This is a genomic window from Inquilinus sp. OTU3971 (assembly GCF_038440215.1).
In genome coordinates, this window is record NZ_JASATH010000163.1 from 1 (window position 1) to 18,912 (window position 18,912).

General features: G+C 69.2%; 22 protein-coding genes. 12 read left to right on the top strand and 10 right to left on the bottom strand.

What is annotated here, in order from left to right; all coding sequences use genetic code 11:
- Positions 1 to 190 precede the first annotated feature (190 nt).
- On the bottom strand, positions 191 to 700 hold the full coding sequence (locus AAHM41_RS30375; protein ID WP_342240368.1) for an AAA family ATPase: 510 nt from the start codon (positions 698 to 700) through the stop codon (positions 191 to 193).
- A 586-nt stretch (positions 701 to 1,286) separates the two neighbouring features.
- On the opposite strand from AAHM41_RS30375, the gene AAHM41_RS30380 reads away from it, so the two are divergent.
- Positions 1,287 to 2,018: a hypothetical protein gene (locus tag AAHM41_RS30380; protein ID WP_342240369.1), complete on the top strand. Its 732-nt coding sequence runs from the start codon at positions 1,287 to 1,289 to the stop codon at positions 2,016 to 2,018.
- A gap of 362 nt (positions 2,019 to 2,380) precedes the next feature.
- On the opposite strand, the gene AAHM41_RS30385 is transcribed toward AAHM41_RS30380, so the two are convergent.
- The 3 genes from AAHM41_RS30385 to AAHM41_RS30395 all read right to left on the bottom strand — a co-directional run bounded on the left by AAHM41_RS30385 (position 2,381) and on the right by AAHM41_RS30395 (position 4,320).
- Positions 2,381 to 2,950 (bottom strand): flavin reductase family protein, encoded by a 570-nt coding sequence (locus AAHM41_RS30385; protein WP_342240370.1) that lies wholly within the window; start codon positions 2,948 to 2,950, stop codon positions 2,381 to 2,383.
- Between the two features lie 85 nt (positions 2,951 to 3,035).
- Complete coding sequence (locus AAHM41_RS30390) at positions 3,036 to 3,644, bottom strand: superoxide dismutase (RefSeq protein ID WP_342240371.1); 609 nt, start codon at positions 3,642 to 3,644, stop codon at positions 3,036 to 3,038.
- A complete protein-coding gene (locus AAHM41_RS30395) occupies positions 3,634 to 4,320 on the bottom strand; it encodes a helix-turn-helix transcriptional regulator (RefSeq protein WP_342240372.1) in 687 nt (228 codons plus the stop codon). Before AAHM41_RS30395 ends, AAHM41_RS30390 begins: the two co-directional genes overlap by 11 nt.
- 189 nt (positions 4,321 to 4,509) lie before the next feature.
- Between AAHM41_RS30395 and AAHM41_RS30400 the strand changes: the two genes are divergently transcribed.
- Positions 4,510 to 5,343, top strand: coding sequence for a GNAT family N-acetyltransferase (locus AAHM41_RS30400; RefSeq protein WP_342240373.1), 834 nt, complete (start codon positions 4,510 to 4,512; stop codon positions 5,341 to 5,343).
- Positions 5,344 to 5,353: 10 nt separating this feature from the next.
- Here the strand turns inward: AAHM41_RS30400 and AAHM41_RS30405 are convergent, their stop codons facing one another.
- The 4 genes from AAHM41_RS30405 to ygfZ all read right to left on the bottom strand — a co-directional run bounded on the left by AAHM41_RS30405 (position 5,354) and on the right by ygfZ (position 9,234).
- On the bottom strand, positions 5,354 to 6,742 hold the full coding sequence (locus AAHM41_RS30405; protein ID WP_342240374.1) for a dipeptidase: 1,389 nt from the start codon (positions 6,740 to 6,742) through the stop codon (positions 5,354 to 5,356).
- A gap of 81 nt (positions 6,743 to 6,823) precedes the next feature.
- Complete coding sequence (locus tag AAHM41_RS30410) at positions 6,824 to 7,441, bottom strand: class I SAM-dependent methyltransferase (RefSeq protein WP_342240375.1); 618 nt, start codon at positions 7,439 to 7,441, stop codon at positions 6,824 to 6,826.
- Between the two features lie 12 nt (positions 7,442 to 7,453).
- Positions 7,454 to 8,272, bottom strand: coding sequence for a c-type cytochrome (locus AAHM41_RS30415; RefSeq protein WP_342240376.1), 819 nt, complete (start codon positions 8,270 to 8,272; stop codon positions 7,454 to 7,456).
- Positions 8,273 to 8,358: 86 nt separating this feature from the next.
- The gene (gene ygfZ, locus AAHM41_RS30420) at positions 8,359 to 9,234 is read right to left on the bottom strand and encodes a CAF17-like 4Fe-4S cluster assembly/insertion protein YgfZ (protein ID WP_342240377.1); all 876 of its coding nucleotides are present in this window, start codon (positions 9,232 to 9,234) and stop codon (positions 8,359 to 8,361) included.
- 135 nt (positions 9,235 to 9,369) lie between these two features.
- Here ygfZ and AAHM41_RS30425 point away from each other — a divergent pair, with 135 nt between their 5' ends.
- Genes AAHM41_RS30425 through AAHM41_RS30440 form a run of 4 tightly spaced genes read left to right on the top strand, consistent with a single transcriptional unit; the run spans position 9,370 to position 11,202 of the window.
- On the top strand, positions 9,370 to 9,804 hold the full coding sequence (locus AAHM41_RS30425) for an EF-hand domain-containing protein (RefSeq protein WP_342240378.1): 435 nt from the start codon (positions 9,370 to 9,372) through the stop codon (positions 9,802 to 9,804).
- Between the two features lie 3 nt (positions 9,805 to 9,807).
- Positions 9,808 to 10,368 carry an RNA polymerase sigma factor gene (locus tag AAHM41_RS30430; RefSeq protein WP_342240379.1) on the top strand — a complete coding sequence of 187 codons (561 nt, stop codon included), beginning with the start codon at positions 9,808 to 9,810 and terminating at the stop codon, positions 10,366 to 10,368.
- 1 nt (position 10,369) lies between these two features.
- Complete coding sequence (locus AAHM41_RS30435) at positions 10,370 to 10,780, top strand: hypothetical protein (RefSeq protein ID WP_342240380.1); 411 nt, start codon at positions 10,370 to 10,372, stop codon at positions 10,778 to 10,780.
- Positions 10,777 to 11,202 (top strand): periplasmic heavy metal sensor, encoded by a 426-nt coding sequence (locus tag AAHM41_RS30440; RefSeq protein ID WP_342240381.1) that lies wholly within the window; start codon positions 10,777 to 10,779, stop codon positions 11,200 to 11,202. Before AAHM41_RS30435 ends, AAHM41_RS30440 begins: the two co-directional genes overlap by 4 nt.
- Positions 11,203 to 11,211: 9 nt before the next feature.
- On the opposite strand, the gene AAHM41_RS30445 is transcribed toward AAHM41_RS30440, so the two are convergent.
- Positions 11,212 to 12,225, bottom strand: a complete 1,014-nt coding sequence (locus tag AAHM41_RS30445; RefSeq protein ID WP_342240382.1) for a DUF4424 domain-containing protein — start codon at positions 12,223 to 12,225, stop codon at positions 11,212 to 11,214.
- A gap of 141 nt (positions 12,226 to 12,366) precedes the next feature.
- Here AAHM41_RS30445 and AAHM41_RS30450 point away from each other — a divergent pair, with 141 nt between their 5' ends.
- The 3 genes from AAHM41_RS30450 (at position 12,367) to AAHM41_RS30460 (ending at position 14,704) form a co-directional block, all read left to right on the top strand.
- Positions 12,367 to 13,041: a hypothetical protein gene (locus tag AAHM41_RS30450; protein WP_342240383.1), complete on the top strand. Its 675-nt coding sequence runs from the start codon at positions 12,367 to 12,369 to the stop codon at positions 13,039 to 13,041.
- A 385-nt stretch (positions 13,042 to 13,426) separates the two neighbouring features.
- The gene (dksA, locus tag AAHM41_RS30455; RefSeq protein ID WP_342240384.1) at positions 13,427 to 13,846 is read left to right on the top strand and encodes an RNA polymerase-binding protein DksA; all 420 of its coding nucleotides are present in this window, start codon (positions 13,427 to 13,429) and stop codon (positions 13,844 to 13,846) included.
- A gap of 132 nt (positions 13,847 to 13,978) precedes the next feature.
- Positions 13,979 to 14,704, top strand: coding sequence for a hypothetical protein (locus tag AAHM41_RS30460; RefSeq protein ID WP_342240385.1), 726 nt, complete (start codon positions 13,979 to 13,981; stop codon positions 14,702 to 14,704).
- Between the two features lie 59 nt (positions 14,705 to 14,763).
- Here the strand turns inward: AAHM41_RS30460 and AAHM41_RS30465 are convergent, their stop codons facing one another.
- Positions 14,764 to 15,630, bottom strand: a complete 867-nt coding sequence (locus tag AAHM41_RS30465) for an AraC family transcriptional regulator (protein WP_342240386.1) — start codon at positions 15,628 to 15,630, stop codon at positions 14,764 to 14,766.
- Positions 15,631 to 15,799: 169 nt separating this feature from the next.
- Between AAHM41_RS30465 and recA the strand changes: the two genes are divergently transcribed.
- From recA to AAHM41_RS30480, 3 genes are all read left to right on the top strand, one after another.
- Positions 15,800 to 16,876, top strand: a complete 1,077-nt coding sequence (gene recA, locus AAHM41_RS30470; protein ID WP_342240387.1) for a recombinase RecA — start codon at positions 15,800 to 15,802, stop codon at positions 16,874 to 16,876.
- 98 nt (positions 16,877 to 16,974) lie between these two features.
- A complete protein-coding gene (gene gltX, locus AAHM41_RS30475; protein ID WP_342240388.1) occupies positions 16,975 to 18,336 on the top strand; it encodes a glutamate--tRNA ligase in 1,362 nt (453 codons plus the stop codon).
- 82 nt (positions 18,337 to 18,418) lie between these two features.
- A partial coding sequence (locus tag AAHM41_RS30480; protein ID WP_342240389.1) for an NYN domain-containing protein occupies positions 18,419 to 18,912 on the top strand: 494 nt, incomplete at its 3' end.

Consider the following 18,912-nt stretch of genomic DNA (forward strand, 5'->3'; position numbering starts at 1 on the left):
CGAAACTGTTGAGCCTCCTGACCGCAACGGGGTGGGGAGCGGGCATCGCGCTGGGCTCCCGAGAGCGGACATGACCGCACGCAACCCAAAGCCGGAGTTCACGCCGAGACGCCGGAAGTCAGTTCAACGCAGTGGTCCGGGTGCTCGCGTCGAGGAGGCCCGGCCGGATCAGCGGAGGGGGTGGAGCCTGCTAGTGGGCCCCTTGGTCCGCCGCTCTGCATTTCGAGAGAATGTCGTCGACAACACGGGCGAGCGGCGCAGTGGCATCAATGCTCACCGCATTCTTCGGAACATCCTCTTTCGTTGCATGCAGTCGCGCGATCAGCTCCCGTTCGCTCGACTTTCCGCCCCACTCGTCTTCTGGCCTCCCGGCAAGCCGCCGGTTCAACGTGTCGACATCGACTTCGAGAACGAAGACCCCGTCAAACAAATCAATAAAGCGGGGAAAATTTCTGGAGCCGCCGCAGAAGAAGGAAATCGCGTTGCATTGATCAGCGACCAGGGATTTGACTTTGTCGACATCCCAAATATGGTGCTCGTGCACAAAGCCATCCAGCGGTTCACCAGTCTCTGGGTCGCCTTGATAAGACAATTCCCGGTCACCGTTGATGGCATGGTAACCGCGCCGTCGCAGTTCTTCACACACCGAGGTTTTGCCGGTGCCGGAAACGCCTTCGATCAAATAGTTCCTGACGCCCATTTCTGTCCTCGTTGATCGACCCTCAGGGGCCATCGGGTGTGACGGCGCGACCGCCTTCACCCGGTTGTTCCCGTTCTGAAACGGCCACGTGCCCCGGGCGCCAGCGGACACAAGTGGTGCCGTCCTGCGTCAGTCGTACAACAGTCGATATCTAGGCGAATGGCTGGATATCATAGACCTTTGCATCATCGTCATCTCTTCTCAGATCGCGGACTGGCGCTCAGTGGCGTGCAGTCGCGCGACTCCGTTGCCCGCAACGGCCTCAACGCTTCGGCGACAAGGGCCGGAGCGGAGATACTTCCGCCGCCCCAGACCGCAACTGCGATGACTGTTCTTGGCGCGCTCGGGTCCGTGATGCCGCCGAGCGTGACCGGCCGCTTTCCGGCCTACTCGGACAGGTCGGCTGTGGGGCGCCCGAAGCCGGCCATCCCGCTTGTCGCCGGAGAGCGGACATGACCCGATTCGACCCGATGCGGACTCATGATGCCTGATCCTAATACGCCGTGCCTAGCGAACTGGCATTATCCTATTTGATGCGCAAATATCGTATCGGCTCTGACGGAACTCTAAATTCACGGTTCAGACAATGATCGTCGCTTCGGAGATACCGGATATCGATATAGAGAATCGATTTATCTGGAGCAGAGAATTTTCAACCCGCCCCCTATTGATAAATGCGGGAATGCTGTCGGCGCTTTCTATATGCGAAATGAGCGTCGAGGGGCAGGATTACGGCAGCGCTATTGAAAGGTGCACGAATGTCGCCGCCCCGATGTGTCAGAAGCTTAAGAGTTTGGGGTTAAGGGCCTGGCTAGTTCTTTTTGGTGCAAAACTCTCCTCCGGATGGCTAGAACAGAATCCGCAATATTCTTTAATGAATATGGCAAATAAATGTGGCCTGAAATGGAGTCGTCAGATTGAGAAATCTTTTACCGATGAAGAGGGAATTCAACAAATTGGTGCATACGAGATAGATTGGACAAGCATATCAACCTTATTAAGGTTCTCTAATTACGCAGAGAACGCGTTTGTGGTGGCATCGGATCTAGATCTGTTCGGGCGCTCGGGCATCTCGGAGTATCTCCGAGGTGTAAGTGAAGAATCCAGAGAGCTGACGGGCAAAAGTCTTGTCGTTGATTGGCGCCTCTTGGCCACGCGGATTTGTGACGAGGAGGCGATTCTGATCCATGTGGATGGAAAGTTTGATGATAATTGGAGATCGGTGAATTTTATATCCTCGTCAGAGAGATATGCGCGCGACAAGCTCTCCGCTATTGCAGCAAGTATTCGGGCGAATGCTGCGATCCAGTACCGATGAAACGATGTATCCCACCAAACCCGGCATTTCACTTCGGAAAGGGATGCCATCCAAAGCTGACAGTCGTGCTCATCCGCTAGACGACCGCTTTCCGCCCGTTCCGGTCGGTCTGACCGGACGGATCAGGCGCAAAGCTGCCGCGGGGCAGCCTTCCCCTGACACTCGCACACGGGCTGCAGGAACGGGATCGATGACGGTCCGATCGGTCCGCATGCCGTGTCCGCTTTCGGGCAGGATTGGATCGCCGGAGATGTCCGCTTGAGGGAAGCCAGCGGGGCCGGCGATCGTCCGCAAAGAGCCGAATCCGAACCCGCCGCGGGGGGCGTGACGACGGCTTGCGCCGACCGCCGGCCTTCGCCGGCTCAGTCCTCGTCGACCCCGGGCGTCGCGGCCGGGCGGGCGGCGACGCCGGCGTAGCGGCGCAGGCTCCACAGCAGGGGGGAGGCGTCGCGGGTCTCGACCTCGGTGACGAGGCCGACGAACAGGATATGAGTCGACACCTCGGTCAGGCCGATCAGGTGGCAGTCGATCACGGCGACCGCCCCCTCCAGCTTCGGCCGGCCGGACGGCCAGGCGGACCAGGTGCCGCGGGTGAAGCGCTCGGAGCGGGGGATCGCCAGCTTGCCGGCGAAGGCGTCGGCGACCTCGTCCTGATGCTCGGCCAGCATGGCGACGGAGAAGCCTTCGGTGGCCTCGATCACCCCGGCCATGGCGCTGGTCCGGTCGATCGAGACCAGCATGGTCGGCGGGTCGGCCGCCAGCGACATCACCGCCGTGGCGGTGCGGCCATGCCGGGTGCCGTCGGGCTCGGCCGCCGCCACCACGCAGATGGTCGCGGTCAGGCGCGACAGCGCCTCGGCGAAACGGTCGCGGGGAACCGCCGGCGGGTGCCGCGGGTCCGGATTGAGGCGAAGCGATGTGCGCGCGACCAAGGTCTGTCCCTGAGGGCCGTCGGAAAGAGGCCGCCCGCCGGCCCGGCTCCCGTGACGGAACCCGGACCGGCGGGCGGGATCGGCGTCAGGCGGCCTTGAGCTGGGCCTCGGCGAACTCGTAGTTGGCGAGCTTGTCGAGGAAGTTCTGGGCGTAGTCCGGACGACGGTTGCGGAAGTCCAGATAGTAGCTGTGCTCCCACACGTCGAGGCCGAGCAGCACCTTGCCCTCGCCGGTGGCGAGCGGGTTGGAGCCGTTCGGGGTCTTGGTGATCTTCAGCTTGCCGTCCTTGGCCAGCACCAGCCAGGCCCAGCCGGAGCCGAACTGGCCGATCGCGGCCGCCTTGAAGGCGTCCTTGAAGGCCTGCACGCCGCCGAGATCATCGGTGATCTTCTTCTCGAGCGCGCCCGGGATGGCGCCGCCCTTCGGCGACAGGTTCTGCCAGAACAGGATGTGGTTCCAATGCTGGCCGGCATTGTTGAACACCGGGGCCAGGTTGTCCTTGCCATAGGCGAAGGCGACGATCTCCTCGAGCGACTTGCCCTTCAGCGAATCGTCCTTCTCGACGAAGCCGTTCAGCGCCGTGACATAGGCCTGGTGGTGCTTGCCGTGATGCAGCTCCAGCGTCTCCTGGCACATGCCGCGCTCGGCGAGGGCGTTCTGCGAGTAGGGCAACTGGGGAAGTTCAAACGCCATGGTGGTGCTCACTTTCTGATCGGCTTGGTTGTGGAAGGATGCGGTAGGCGCAACGGCGCGCCCCCGCCTGGATGTGCTCCGTGCGCTCCACCCGGGCCTCCGGCCCGAGCACGCGGCGGAACAAGTCGAGCTCGGAGCGGCAGAAGCCCTGGCAGGCCGCCGCCGCGGCGCAGATCGGACAATGATTCTCGACCAGAAGGAAGCCGTTTTCGTCTTCCTCCCACCCAGCCATGTAGCCCTCGCGGGAGCGAAGGCCAGCCAGGGCCGCGATGCGGTCGCGCAGCGTCGTCGCGCCCGCCACCACATCGGCATAGCGGGCGAAGGTCTCGGCCTCGCGCGCGGCGATCAGCCGGTCCAGCGCGGCGTCACCCAGCTCGCGCCGGATGCCGGCGATCAGCCCGGCCACCATCTCGGCATGGCCGTCGGGGAACCGGGCGTGGCCGGCGGCGGTGAGGGACCAGAGCTGGAGCGGCCGGCCGACCCCGGCGCGCTGCGGCGCCGACTCGACCAACCCGGCCTCGGCCAGCTTGACCAGCTGCTGCCGCGCCGCCTCCCCGGTGGTGCCGAGCGCGGCACCGAGCGCCGCGGCGCTCTGGCCGCCGCGCGTCTTCAGCAGCAGAAGCAGCCGCTCCGCCGCCGTCGCCGGCTCCCGGGAAGGATTGTTATCAAAGTCCATGCTTTGAAAAATAGACGCTGGGGCACCGGACTGCAAGCGTGAGGTCGGGCCGTCGACACCTCATGGCGGACCATCGCGACAGCCCCTTCCGTTCGGCGCGCGGATGCGCTGAAGCTGGGGCAGCGTCCGCAGCACCGAGTCGACCGAAGCCATGCTGTCCACCTGTCTCCCATCCCGCCGCGCGCCGAGATGAGCGACCCGATCTGCCGCCGGATGCGGCCGGAGGAGGCGGAGGCGCTGGTGGCGCTGCTGGCCGCGGCCTACGGCAACCCGCGCTTCGGGCCGACCGTCGCCCGGCTGTCGCGCATGCCCAATGCGGCAATCCATGTGCTGGAGGCCGACGGCGCGCTGTGCGCCGGGGCGGCGGTGGTCGATTACGGCCGGGTGGCCTATCTCGGCATCGTCGGCACCGACCCGGCGATGCAGGGGCGGGGCTTCGGCCGCCGCATCGTCGAGGCGGCGCTGGCCCCGGTGCCGGCCGACCGCGTGATCCTGCTCGACGCCTCGCCCTCCGGCGCGCCGCTGTACGAGACGCTCGGCTTCGTCGATGTCGATGCCTCGGTGGTGCTGGAGGCGCAGGGGCCGGTCGAGGCGCCGCCGGTGCCCGGCGTCGTGCCGATGACGGAGGCCAACCTGCCGGCCGTCGCGGCCTATGATGCGGCGGTGTTCGGCGCCGACCGCACGGCGGGGCTCGCGGCGCTGTTCCGCGAGCACCCGGCCGGCCTGGTCTGCCGCCGCGACGGGCGGGTGGCCGGCTACGGGCTGCGCCATCCGGACCGGATCGGGCCGGTGCTGGCCGAGGACCAGGAGATCGCGGCCGCCCTGGTCGCGGCGCTGTCCGTCCTCGCCCCGGCGGGGCCGATGACGATCACCGTGCCCTCCAGCCACACCCCCATGCTCGACCATCTGCGCCGCCGCGGCGTGCCGGAGCTGCGGCGGCTGCGTCACATGCGCCGGGGCGGCGACCGTCACCCGAGCGACCGGGGACGCATCGCCGCCATGGCCAGCTTCCACCTGGGGTAAAGGCGGCGGCCTACTTCTCCGCCAGCGCCGCCAGGATCCGGGCCCAGGAGCGGATGCCCTTGTGGAAGCTGGTCAGGTCGTATTTCTCGTTCGGGCTGTGCACCCGGTCGTCCTCCAGGGCGAAGCCGACCAGCAGCGAATCCATGTCGAGCAGGCGCTTGAACGACCCGACCACGGGGATCGAGCCGCCGCAGCCGGCCAGCGCCGCCGGCCGGCCCCATTCCTGCTGCAGCGCGGCGCGGGCGCGGGTCAGGGCCGGGCTGTCGATCGCCAGCGCCAGCGCCGGGCTGCCCTTCTCGGACTGGAACTCCGCCGTGCAATCCGCCGGCAGGCGGGCGCGGACGAAGGCGTAGAAGGCGTCGCGGACCTTCACCGGATCCTGGTCGCCGACCAGCCGGAACGACACCTTGGCCGAGGCCTTGGCGGCGATCACGGTCTTGCTGCCCTCGCCGGTGTAGCCGCCCCAGACGCCGTTGACGTCGCAGGTCGGCCGGGCCCACAGCCGCTCCAGCGCCGTGCGGTCGGGCTCCCCGGCCGGCACCGACAGGCCGATCTGGCCGAGGAAGGCGGCCTCGTCGAAGCCCATCGCCTGCCACTGCGCCTTCAACTGGGTCGGGGTCTCGGGCACGCCGTCATAGAAGCCGGGGACGGCGATGCGGCCGTCGTCGTCGTGCAGAGCCGCGAGGATCCGGGTCAGGACATGGATCGGGTTGCGGGCCGAGCCGCCATACATGCCGGAATGCAGGTCGCGATTGGCCGCAGTGATCGTCACCTGCTCATACACCATGCCGCGCAGGCTGGTGGTGATCGCCGGGGTCTTCGGGTCCCACATGCCGGTGTCGCAGACCAGCGCGATGTCCTTCGACAGCTCCTGGCGGTTGGCCTCCAGGAACGGGTTCAGGCTGGGGCTGCCGGATTCCTCCTCGCCCTCGCAGAACACGGTGATCGGCAGGGGCAGGGAGCCGGTCACGGCCTTCCAGGCGCGGCAGGCCTCGAGGAAGGTCAGCAGCTGGCCCTTGTCGTCCGAGGCGCCGCGGGCGTGGATGCGCTTGACGCCGTCGGCGCCGGTCTCGATCCGCGGCTCGAAGGGCGGGTGGTCCCACAGCTCCAGCGGATCGACCGGCTGCACGTCGTAATGGCCGTAGAACAGCACCGACGGCCCGGCCCCGGCGCCGGGGGCATGGCCGACCACCATCGGATGGCCGGGGGTCGGCCGGACCTCGGCGGCGAAGCCGATCTCGCCCAGGCTGGCGGCCAGCCATTCGGCGGCGGCGCGGCACTCCTCCTTATAGGCGGGATCGGTCGAGATGCTGGGCTGGCGCAGGAACGCCATCAGCCGGTCGAGGCTGGAATCGAGGCCGGCGTCGATCGCCGACAGGACCTGGTCGAGCGTGCTCACGGGAAGAATCCTCTGGGAAGCGCGGGTTGGAGCGACCCTAGAGCAGATCTGGGTCGGCGGAAACGGGGAGACGGGTTTCGGTCAGGTCGCGGGCGTCGAGAAGGCCAGCCGTGTCCAATGCACGCCCGGCTGCCCGAGCTGGCTGGGCTGCTTGTCGATCCTCAAGGCCAGCTCCAGCCCCTCCGCGGCCGCGAGCGCGATCGTCTCCTCGGCGGAGACGTCGAACATCCGCCTGCCCGCCGGAACCGGCCCGTGGCGCAGCGAAAGGATCACCACGCCGGGATGCCGCAGCAGGCGCGCGACCTTCGGCATCGCCTGCCGGCGCTGCTCCGGGTCGAGATGCATCCAGACCGCCGTCAGCATGATCAGGTCGAAACTCTCCGCCCGGTCGGAGAGGCGGGCGATCTCCGGCAGCCCGTCGTCGATCCATTCGATCCGTGACGACGGGTGCAGCGTGGCCGCCTGCAGGCGAAGCGCGGCGGTCGGCTCGACCGCAATCACTTCATGCCCCATCGCGGCGAAGGCGGCGGCGTCCCGCCCCGTTCCCGCGCCGATGTCCAGGACCCGGGCGGGCGAGGGCGGCACCAGATGGAAGACCGAGCCATGGACATCGGCGAAAGACAGGCTCTCGTATTGCCGCACGAGCCTGTCCGCCTCCTCGGCATAGCCCTCCGTTCCGCTGAGCGGATCCGACGTCATCCGACCGCCCTCCTATCCCTTCCGCCCCGCCATGTGCCTCAGATAGGCGATGACCTGCTCGATCTCGCGGTCGCTCATCTGCTCCGGCGTGAAGCCCTGCATCTTGCGGTCCGGCCAGTCGCGCACCGAGGCCGGGTCGCGGATCAGGGCGTGCAGCGCCGCCGGCGCCAGGTACTCGGTCGGGTTCATCGGCCGGTTCAGGTCCGGCCCGACCTCGGCCGACCCGGCGCCGTTCAGCTTATGGCAGACCAGACACTGGGTGACGAACAGCGTCTGGCCGCTGCGGATCGGGTCGGCCGCCGTCAGGCCCGCATCGACCGCCAGCTCGGGCCAGCGCGCGGCGGGGGAGGGCTGGGTTGCCAGCCTGGCCATCTGATAGGGCCATTGCTCGCTGCGCACCGTCACCGCCTGGTCGCCGGTCCAGACCAGATAGAAGGTGCCGGCGCTGACCGTCTTGTCCGGCAAGGTGGGCCAGGGGGCGTCCGCCGGCTCGATCGCCACCCAGGCGATCACGGATTTCGAATCGGTGCTGAGGATCTGGTCGACCGGCAGCTGCGCCGCATAGCCGTCCGTCGCCACCGCCTCGATCACGGTGTCGGGCGGTGGCCTCAGGCCGGCGATCAGCGCCGCCACCGGCACGGCGCGATAGGTCATGGCACGGCCGTAGATGGCGTCCTTCGCCACCTCGATCGTGGCGGCGTCGGGCCGGGCCAGCAGCTGGTCGCGGGTGAAATGGCGGGTCTCGCCGCCGATGGTCAGGTCCAGCGCCGGCTCGGCAGCACCGGCGGTGGCGGCCAACAGCAGCAGGCCGATGACAGCGAAGATGCGCATGATTGCCTCCCCTGGCGGCGAGAATGCGCCGCGTCGAGGATAGGAAACCATGCCGTCGGGGTGAGTCGCCAGCGCGGGGAGATATTTTAGGCGGCTTTTCCGGCTGACGTCGCCGGGCGGATCGATGTGTCGCCGGCCAGCAGCGGCCCGGCATCGCCCTCCAGTGCCTCCAGCCGCAGCAGCGCCAGGCCGATGCCGTCGCGGCTCGACCGCATCTCGCCGGCCTCGCGGCCGTCGCGCAGGATCAGCGTGCCGGGCTCCGGCGCCGGCCCGTCCAGCAGCACCGGCGCCAGCCGCTTCTTCAGCAGGCCGCGATAGCGGGTGCGGGCGGTCAGCTCCTGCCCCATGTAGCAACCCTTGTCCCAGGCGATGGCGTTCAGCGAGTCGTAATTCGCCTCCAGCAGCACCGTCTTCTCGGGCACCAGGTCGCGGCTGCCGTCCGGCACGCCGAGGGTCAGGCGCAGCCGGTCCCAGGCCTCCGGGCCGGTCTCGGTGAGGCCCTCCAGCGTGGCCTTCGCCGTCGTCTTCGGCAGCAGCGCCCGGGCGCCGAGCGCCGCCGTGCGGGCGTCGACATGAGCCACGCCGTCGGCCAGGGCGCGCGCGGCCCCCGGCTCGTTCGGCAGGCCGAGGGCGGCGTTGCCGGCCTCGCCCGGGATCGCCGCCACCACCCAGTCGGCGCTGACGTCGGCCAGCTCGACCTTGGAGCGCAGCTTGTACATCCGCAGCCGCCGGAACAGGTCGGCGCCGCGGCCGGCCTCGCAGTCGATCAGCCAGGCATCGCCCAGCGCGACCACGTGGAAGTCGTGCAGATACTTGCCCTGCGGCGTCATGAAGGCGGCGAAGACGGCGCGGTCCGGCGCCACCTTCCGCATGTCGTTGGAGACCAGCCCCTGCAGGAAGGCGGCGCGGTCCTCGCCGGTCAAGCGCAGGACGTCGCGGTCCAGGAAGGTGAAGTCGGCCATGGCATCGCCCGGTTGCGGAACGGCATCTGCACCAAGAGGTGGGCCAAGTCCCGGGGTCGCGCAAGCGTCCGGGAGTCCGACTTGCGACGGAAGCGGCGCTCTGCGTCGTGAAGGGGACATCAGGCACCCATCGCGGTGCGCAATGTCGAGAGCATCATGAAGACGAAGTGGATTGTCGGTTCCGCGCTGGTCGCCCTCGTCGCCGGCACCGCCCTGGCGGCCGCGCAGGGCATGCCTCAGGGCGGCTGGCGCGGTGGCTTCTTCCGCCAGCTCGACACCAACAAGGATGGCAAGATCGAGCGGACGGAGGTTCTGGCCTGGTCCGAGGCGCGGTTCAAGGCGCTGGACACGGCGGGTGACGGGGCGCTGACCAAGGAGCAGTATGTCGACGCCATGATCGCGAAGATCCGCCCCCGCCTGGAACAGCGCTTCGACAAGCTCGACGCCGACAAGGACGGCAAGGTGACCGCGGCTGAATTCGAGGCGCCGGCTCTGGCCCGCTTCGACCGCCGCGACACCGACAAGACGGGTGTTCTGTCGATCGATGATCTCAAGACTCACCGCAACTGAAGCGTGGCCGAGAGCGACGATGCCCTGGTGGCGGCGGTGGCGGCGGGAGATGCCGCCGCCTGCCGCCGCCTGGTCGACCGGCATCTCGGACGCCTGCTCGCCTTCGCCCAGCGCATGCTGGGCAGCCGCGCCGACGCCGAGGACGTGGCCCAGGATGCGTTCCTGGCCTTGTGGAAGGAGGCCGGACGCTGGCGGCCGGACGGCAGCGCCACGGTCTCGACCTGGCTCACCCGCGTCACCTACAACCGGTCGATCGACCGGCTGCGGCGGCAGCCTTCGGTCGCGCTCGACGCGGTGCCGGAGCCGCCGGACCCCGCCGCCGGCGCCGAGGCCGGGCTGCAGCGCGCCCGGGTCTCGCGCCGGGTTGCCGAGGCCCTGGCCCAGCTGCCCGAGCGGCAGCGCGCGGCGATCCTGCTCAGCCACTACGAGGGCCAGGGCAATCGCGAGATCGGCGAGACCCTCGGGGTCGGGGTCGAGGCGGTGGAATCGCTCCTGGCGCGCGGCCGGCGCGCCCTCCGCCAGGCCCTGGCGGCGGAACGGGCCGATCTGATGGGAGAGGTGTGACATGGCCGAAATGACGCTCGATCGATTCCTCGATCTGCTCGACCGGCACGGTCCGGTGATCGACCGTTGGCCCGCCTCCGATCGGGACGGGGCGGAGGGGCTGCTGGCGGCTTCGGCCGAGGCGCGATCCGCCATGGCCGATGCCCGGGCGGTATCCGCCGCTCTCAACGACCTGCGGGTGCCCCCGCCCTCGGCGGCGATGCTCGGCCGCATTCTCGACGCGGCGCCGCGGCCGCGCCGCTGGATCTCGGAGATCCTGTCCTGGCGGCCGGCGGTCGCCTTCGCCGCGGCGCTGGTGGTGGGCGTCTATCTCGGCGCGATGGTGCCGACGGTGCAGGCCAATGACGACGACTGGTCGACCTTCGGCTACGCCCTGGCCGACGACTCGTCGCCCTTCGGAGGAACGCCGTGACCGCACGCTCCTGGCGCTGGGCCCTCGTCGCCTCGCTGGCGCTCAACCTCCTGCTGCTTGGCGTGATCGGCACCTGGCTGTGGCGCTCGGATTCGCGGTCCGGCCCGTCGGCGCTGGCCGAGGCCGTCGCCACCCTGCCGGAGCCCGACCGTACCACGCTGGGGCATCTGCTCGGCCAGCGCCGGGCCGAGGCCGACGCGATCTGGAACGATATGCGCCGGCTGCGCTCCTCGGCGAACCAGGCACTGTCGGCCGATCCCTACGACCCCGACAAGGCCGCCGCAGCGCTGGCGGCGGTGCGCGACAAGTTCAAGGAGCTGCGGGACATGGTGGAGGGGACGGTGCTGGAGATCATGCCGAAGCTGCCGGCCGAGCAGCGGCGGAAGATGCTGGAACGGCGCAGCGCGCTCTGGCGGCTGTAGGCGTCCGCCTCACTGAGGTGGGATCGGCCGCAGGATCAGCACATTGAGCTCCGCGCCGGGGGTGAAGTCGGTCTTGCGCATCTCGAATCGGGTCGGCGAGATCTTCTTCACCCCCTCGGCGCAGAAGCTGACGAGGTTGCGGGCGTTGCCCTTGTCGACCACCAGCCGGAAATCCTTGATCGGCGCCGCCCAGTTGGCCCCGGTCGTCAGGATGTAGGAGACCCGCTGCTCGCTGAACGGCATGCCGTCCCGGCCGGCCTTGGCCTTCGCCCGCTCGACCGCGGCGAGGAAGCTGCGGTCGATGCAGTAGGTCCGCAGATCGTCCGCGTATTCGGGGGTGCCGGGGGCATAGGGCGAACCCATGACCGACCCGACGCTCTCGCCGGTGCCCGGCGTGTAGCGGTGCTCGATCACCACCTCGCGCCCGGCCGGGAAAGTCTGCTGGAAATGGTAGGTGGTCTTCAGCGTCCACATCGGGACGACATGCTGCTCCCACCCCTTGCCGGCATCGAATTCGTTGACGGCGGCGAGGCCGAGCCCGATCAGCTCGTCCCGCTGGGCCTTGGGCAGCGCCGTCAGGCCGTCATAGTCGGCATCGGGATACATCGGCACGCCCAGCTGGCGCAGCCGGGCCGTCTGGTCGACGCCGTTGCCGAAGGCCTTGATCTCGACCTCGGTCGCCACCGGCTTGCCGTCGGCCGTGGTCGAGAAATCCAGGAAGTTCTCGCTGCCGGGATGCGGCACGGCAGTCATCCCGTCGATGAAGTCGAGCGTGACGTCCGGCATCGGGAAGGCGACGGTCACGGTCTTGTCCTGCGCCGCGCGGTTGAAGAAGCGGTAGGCGACCCGGATCTCCTGGGCCGAGACGTAGAGGTCCTCGGACCGCATCTCGATGTCGGCGGTTTTGGTCAGGACCAACCCGCCGGCGGCCAGCCGCGCCGTCGTGTCATTGGCCGAGGCGCCGGCCAGCGGGGCGAGCAGGGCGGCCAGGCCGAGCGAGAGGGCGGTGAAGGTCGTGGTCACGATCGGCTCCCGGCAGTCGGATCCCGTACTGTTGCGCGCCGGATCGGGTTTTTCCAGGGCGCCGTTCCCGCGGGAACAGAGGGAGGAGAGCGCGTGCCGTAAGCCAAAGGCCTGCTGACCACCAATGTCGCGGAGGCCCTCATGGCTGCGGAGAACGCATCCCTCGACCACGGCGGGGCGGAGACCGGCGCTCCGGCCTCCTGCACCGCGCGGAAGATCGTCACGATCGCCTGGGTAGCGATCCTGCTCGGCTTCGCCATGCAGGCGCTGGTGCTGTCGGCACGGGTCTCGGCCGGGGGACCGATCCCCGGGATCCGGTTCCTGGCCGATCTGGTGCAGGGCATCACCTGGTCCGTCCTGGTCTGCTTCGGCGTCAGCATGGGCACCGTCCTGGTCAAGCTGCGGGCGGTGCTGGCCGGGATCCTGGCCGCGATCTGCACCCCGGTCGCGATCGGCGCGGCCAATGCCGGGCAGAAGGTGATGGCGGCGTCGCTCGGCGCCGTCGGCCAGCCCGCCGCCGTGCCGCTCGTCGTCATCGCCGCGATCAAGGCGGTCGAATACGGCCTGCTGGGCTGGCTGCTGGGGCGGATGGTGGAGCGCGGGGCGAGGGAGGCGGCGCCCTTCCTGCTGGCGGGGGCCGCGACCGGTCTGGTGTTCGGCGGCGCCATCACCGCCCTGACCTGGCAGGCTTTCACAGCCGGCGGTGCCGCGCCCGAACTGCCGCGGATCGTCGGTGTCGGCGTCAACGAGGTGCTGTTCCCGATCGGCTGCGCCCTGGTGATTTTCCTGGCGCAGACCGTCCGCCTGCCGCGCTGACGACCACCCCGGTCACGACCGGTCCGCCGCCCTCGAGAGGCCTCCGGGGCGGCGGTCTTCGTTGCGCGCATGGCCGGTCGGATCGCCGCCACACTCTGATCCCCTTGCGTTCCTGCCCCGTTCGGCGCTATCAGGGCGCCGCATGCCGCAATGTGCCCGACCGGCCGTGATCCGGTGGGCCGCTGCGGCACCCCGATGCTGCGAGGCGAAGCGGCGTCCGGGGGCGACGGATCTTGTGCGGTCGTTAAAAGTCCAACAAAATCAGCGGGTTATAAAACACGATCCGCGCATCGTTTCGATTGTTTCCGTTCCGGCGTCTCCCTATACTCCGCGCCGCTTAGGCTCGGACGAAGGCCGGCACGTCAGACAGTGAGTGGTTGTTGCGATGACAGCGATGCTTCTGCCCCCGGATTATCGGCCGTCGGATGACGAAGACTTCATGAATCCGATGATGCTGGAATATTTCCGGCGCAAGCTTCTGAAGTGGCGGGCCGACCTCCTCGCCGAATCCAACGCGACCCTGAACAGCCTGCAGGATGGCGGTATCCAGGAGCCGGATCTGACCGATCGGGCGTCCGCCGAGACCGACCGTTCGCTCGAGCTCAGGACCCGCGACCGCGAGCGCAAGCTCCTGTCCAAGATCGACTCCGCGATGCGGCGGATCGAGGATGGCTCCTACGGCTTCTGCGAGGAGACGGGCGAGCCGATCGGCGTCAAGCGGCTGGAGGCGCGGCCGACCGCGACCCTCAGCCTCGAGGCGCAGGAGCGCCACGAGCGGCTGGAGCGCACCCACCGCGACGATTGACTGATCCCCACGGCGCCGAGAGGCGCCGTTGTCGTTTGCGTGTCTCGGGCCGAAAGGTGCGGTTCTCGTCTCCGCCTCGCTGCGTGTCCGTGTTAGGGTGGCGGCGAGGGGCTTTCAGATCGAGGGTATTCGATGCTTCGTGGCGCAGCGCTTTTCGCCGCCGTTCTCGCCGTCTCGGGCTGCGGGATCGATCCGGTGACGCCGAAGGAGACCCGCGTCGACTACGCGGGTTTCATCAACAGTGCGGATCAGGCCGCCATCTACGCCAACGCGCAATGCGCCCAGATCAACCGCCTGGCCGTGTTCAAGGTCGAGGACGTGGTCGAGGGCCGCAAGGGGGCGACCTTCCAGTGCCTGCCGGTGCCGAACTGCTATCCGGCCGAAGCGGCGGCGCCGGGGCAGCCGGTGGCGCTGGCGCCGGTTGCGGCCCCTGCTTTCGTGCCGGCCGCCTCCGCCTCGACCGTGCCGGGGCAGCCCTACGCCGTCCCGCCCGCCGCAGCGGCGCGGCTGCCGGGCCCGATCGTGGCCATGGCTCCGGTGTCCTCGGCGCGCGACCGCCGCGCCGCCCGCCGCGCGTCCGGATCGTCGATCGCCGACCAGTCGGACGACACCTACATCCCCTTCGCCGCCGCGCCGGTGGCGGCCGGCGAGCAGCCGCAGCGCGTGCCGTCCTATGAGACGATCAACGTGCCGACCGGCCCGAACCCGGTCTCGGTGGAGGCCCCGGGCCCGTATCCCGAAGGCTCCTACGCCACCGCGGCGGAGCCGAGCTGGCGGCGGGCGGTGACCTGCAAGCCCAACGCCACGCTGCCGCTGGCCGTGGACCGGCTGCCGACCGGCGACGTCTATCCGTTCTGAGGTCCGATCGGACCAGCGCGAAAGGCCGGATCATCCTCTGATCCGGCCTTTAGACGTTGTCAGCCATGCCCTTCCGGAATCGCCCGGATCGGCAGGTGGATGTCGGTGATCAGTTCCGCCGGCGGGGTGCTCCGCGGGTCGTTCATGTACTCCTCGAAGATCGGCGCCTCCGCCGGCTCGGCGCCGCTGGTCGGCAGCCAGGTCCGGTACAGCCAGGCATAGGACCGCTCCAGCTCGGCATAGGGGCCGGTGTGGCGCAGCACCGCATGCGGTCCGCCGGCGACGGTGCGGATCGCGACCTCGCCCTCGCCAGCGACGCCCTCCGGCACCTCCAGGCAGGCATCCGAGCGGAGCTCGGCGGGGGCGACTGCCGCAGGGTCGTCGTAATAGAGGCCCAGGCTGCGGGCCCCCGGGCGCAGCAGCTGGCGGGCGCGGGCCCAGGACATCAGGATGTCGAAGCTGCGGCCGACCTCCATATAGGGGCCGATGTGGCGGACGGCGGCGACGCGGATCGGCGCCAGGCTGCGATAGGTCACGTCGGGCATGGGTGTCTCTCCTTCGGGTGAGTCGAAGGGGAACGACCGGCGCGTGCCGCGATAGGCCCCTGGCGGGCGGCCGTAGCGCTCGGCGAAGGCCCGGCTGAAGGCGGCGGTGCTGCCGTATCCCGCCCGCCGGGCGATGCGGGCCACCGCCGTCTCGCTCTCCAACAGGGTGCCGGCGGCGCGGTGCAGGCGCAGCCGGCGCACCGTGTCCGCCACCGTCTCGCCCAGCAGGTACCGGTAGGCCCGGTGGAAGTGATAGGGCGAGAAGCAGGCCACCTCCGCCAGCCGGCCCAGGTCGATCGGGTCGTCGAGATGGGCGACGATGTGGTCGATCACCCGCTGGATGCGGGCGAGGTGGCGGTCGAGCGTGGCGCCCCTGGGCATCGGTTCGTTCTCCCGGCCTTGGTGTTTGCCCGAAGCGGATTGATCCTGCTTGCGAAGCTGCGGCCGCGGAAGGGGCTATGCGCCTGGGCTCTTGCTCGGCTGGAACAAAACGTGTACAAGAGCTGCATTGACGCGGCGTATGGCGCCATGCAACTGGAAGGGACTGGTGATGTCGACCCCGACTCTCCGCGTTGTGGAAAGAGCCCCGATGGACAAGACCAAGGCGCTGGAAGCCGCCCTGACCCAGATCGAACGCGCCTTCGGCAAGGGGTCGGTGATGAAGTTGGGCGCGCGGCCCCAGGTCGATGCGGAGGTGATCTCGACCGGGTCGCTCGGCCTTGACATCGCGCTCGGCATCGGCGGCCTGCCGAAGGGTCGGATCATCGAGATCTACGGGCCGGAAAGCTCGGGCAAGACCACGCTGGCGCTCCATGCGGTGGCCGAGGCGCAGAAGGCCGGCGGCACCTGCGCCTATATCGATGCGGAGCATGCGCTCGACCCGACCTATGCCCGCAAGCTGGGCGTCAACATCGACGATCTGCTGATCTCGCAACCCGATGCCGGCGAACAGGCGCTGGAGATCACCGACACGCTGGTCCGCTCCGGCGCGATCGACGTGATCATCATCGATTCGGTGGCGGCGCTGGTGCCGCGGGCCGAGCTCGAGGGCGAGATGGGCGACAACCAGCCCGGCCTGCAGGCCAGGCTGATGAGCCAGGCGATGCGCAAGCTCACCGGCTCGATCTCGAAGTCCAACAGCCTGGTCGTCTTCATCAACCAGATCCGGCTGAAGATCGGCGTGATGTTCGGCAATCCGGAGACGACGACGGGCGGCAACGCGCTGAAGTTCTACTCCTCGATCCGGCTCGACATCCGCCGCATCGGCGCGATCAAGGACCGTGAGACCGTCACCGGCAACCAGACCCGGGTCAAGGTGGTGAAGAACAAGATGGCGCCGCCGTTCCGCGCCGTCGAATTCGACATCATGTATGGCGAAGGCATCTCGAAGACCGGTGAGCTGCTCGACCTCGGCGTCCAGGCCGGGGTGGTGGAGAAGTCTGGCGCCTGGTTCTCCTATGACGGCCAGCGCATCGGCCAGGGCCGCGAGAACGCCAAGGTCTTCCTGCGCGACAACCCCGAAGTGGCGAAATCGGTCGAGGCCAAGATCCGGGCCAATGCCGGGCTGGTCTCCGACCGCATGATGACCGCCGGCGGGCCGGAGGGTGGCGGCGACGGCGACGAGTGATCGCTGCCGACGCCTGACCTGACCCATCGTCCGTGATGGAAAGGCCCGGGGTTCCGGGCCTTTTCCGTTACCGGCCGGATCGTGCTATCTCCCCGCCCATGACCGACCTGCCGACCTCCGCTCCGATCGTCACCCGCTTCGCCCCCAGCCCGACCGGCCTGCTGCATGTCGGCAATGTCCGCACCGCGCTGGTCTGCTGGCTCGCCGCCCGCGCCACGGGCGGGCGCTTCCTGTTGCGGCTCGACGACACCGACACCGAGCGGGGCAGCGCCGAATTCGCCGCGGCGATCGAGCAGGATCTGCGCTGGCTCGGCCTCGGCTGGGACGGCTTCGCCCGCCAGTCCGATCGCACCGACCGCTACCGGGCGGCGCAGGATCGGCTGAAGGCGGCCGGCCGGCTCTACCCCTGCTACGAATCGGCGGAGGAGCTGGAGCTCAAGCGCAAGAGCCTCTTGGCCCGCGGCCTGCCGCCGCTCTACGACCGCGCCGCGCTGGCCCTGACCGATTCCGACAGGGCCCGGCTCGAGGCGGAAGGGCATCGGCCGCACTGGCGCTTCAGGATGGCGGATGCGCCGGTCGAATGGGACGACAAGGTCCGCGGCCGGGTCCATTTCAACGGCCGCGACATCTCCGACCCGGTGCTGGTGCGCGAGGACGGGCGGCCGCTCTATCATATCGGCTCGGTGGTCGACGACATCGACATGGGCGTCACCCTGGTGGTGCGCGGCGAGGACCATGTCGCCAATACCGCCATGCACATCCAGCTGGCCGAGGCGCTGGGCGCCGCGCCGCCTTCCTACGCCCATCTCTCGCTGATCGCCGACGCCGAGGGCCACGGCCTGTCCAAGCGGATCGGCAGCCTGTCGCTGCGCAGCCTGCGGCAGGAGGGGATCGAGCCGCTGGCGGTGACCAGCCTGCTGGCCAAGCTCGGCACCTCCGACCCGATCGAGCCGCGGCTCTCGCTCGACGATCTCGTGGCCGAGTTCGACTTCGCCAAATTCTCCCGCACCATTCCGCGCTTCGACCCGGCCGAGCTGGAGCGGCTGAACAGCCGCATCCTGCACGAGACGCCCTATGCGGCGGTGCGCGACCGGCTGGCGGCGCTCGGCCTCGGCGCCGTCGACGAAGCCACCTGGGCGGTGCTGCGACCGAACCTGCAGCGGCTCGAGGACGCAGGCGAGTGGTGGCGGGTGGTCACCGGCCCGGTGACGCCGGTCGTCGCCGATGCCGCCCTGCTGGCAGCCGCGGCCGAGCTGCTGCCGCCCGAACCCTGGGACGACGCCAGCTGGGGCGCGTGGACGGCGGCGGTGCGCGACCGCACCGGGGTCAAGGGCAAGCCGCTGTTCCTGACCCTGCGCCTGGCCCTGACCGGTCTGGATCACGGTCCGGAGCTGCGCGGCCTATTGCCGCTGATCGGGCGGCAGCGGGCGCTGGCCCGGCTCTCCGGCGATGTGGCGTGAACGCCCCATCATCCTAAAACTTGCTTAAAACTTGACCCTCCCCCTCTTGGCGCCGACCCGCGGTCCGGAGTAAGAACCCGATATGACCGACGAGACATTGCCCACCCAGGACACCTCGGCGCTGCCGGTGGCCGCGGTCTTCCTCGACGTCGCGTCGCTGCCCGGCGACGAGGCGGAAGACCTTGCCCGCATCCTCGGTGGGCTCGGCACCGTCTGCCGCCCGGCCCGCCGCATCGCCTATGCCGACTGGGCGACGCTGTCCGACCTGCGCGGCGTCGCCCATCGCCACGGCTTCGACCAGGTGCAGACCACCGAGATCGAGCCGGGCCGCGACGCGGCCTCGCTGCGCCTCGTGGTCGACGCGATGGAGCTGGCGCTGCTCGATCGCAGCATCGACACGGTGGTGCTGGTGACCGGCAGTGCGGCCTTCCTGCCGCTGGTCCGCAGCCTGCGCCGCCACGGCAAGCGGGTGATCGCGATCGGCCCCGCCCGCCGCATGGACCCACTGTTCCAGTCGGAATGCGACCGTTTCGTCGACTGCGCCACGCTCGGCCGCCCGGCGCCGGCGCCGGCGCG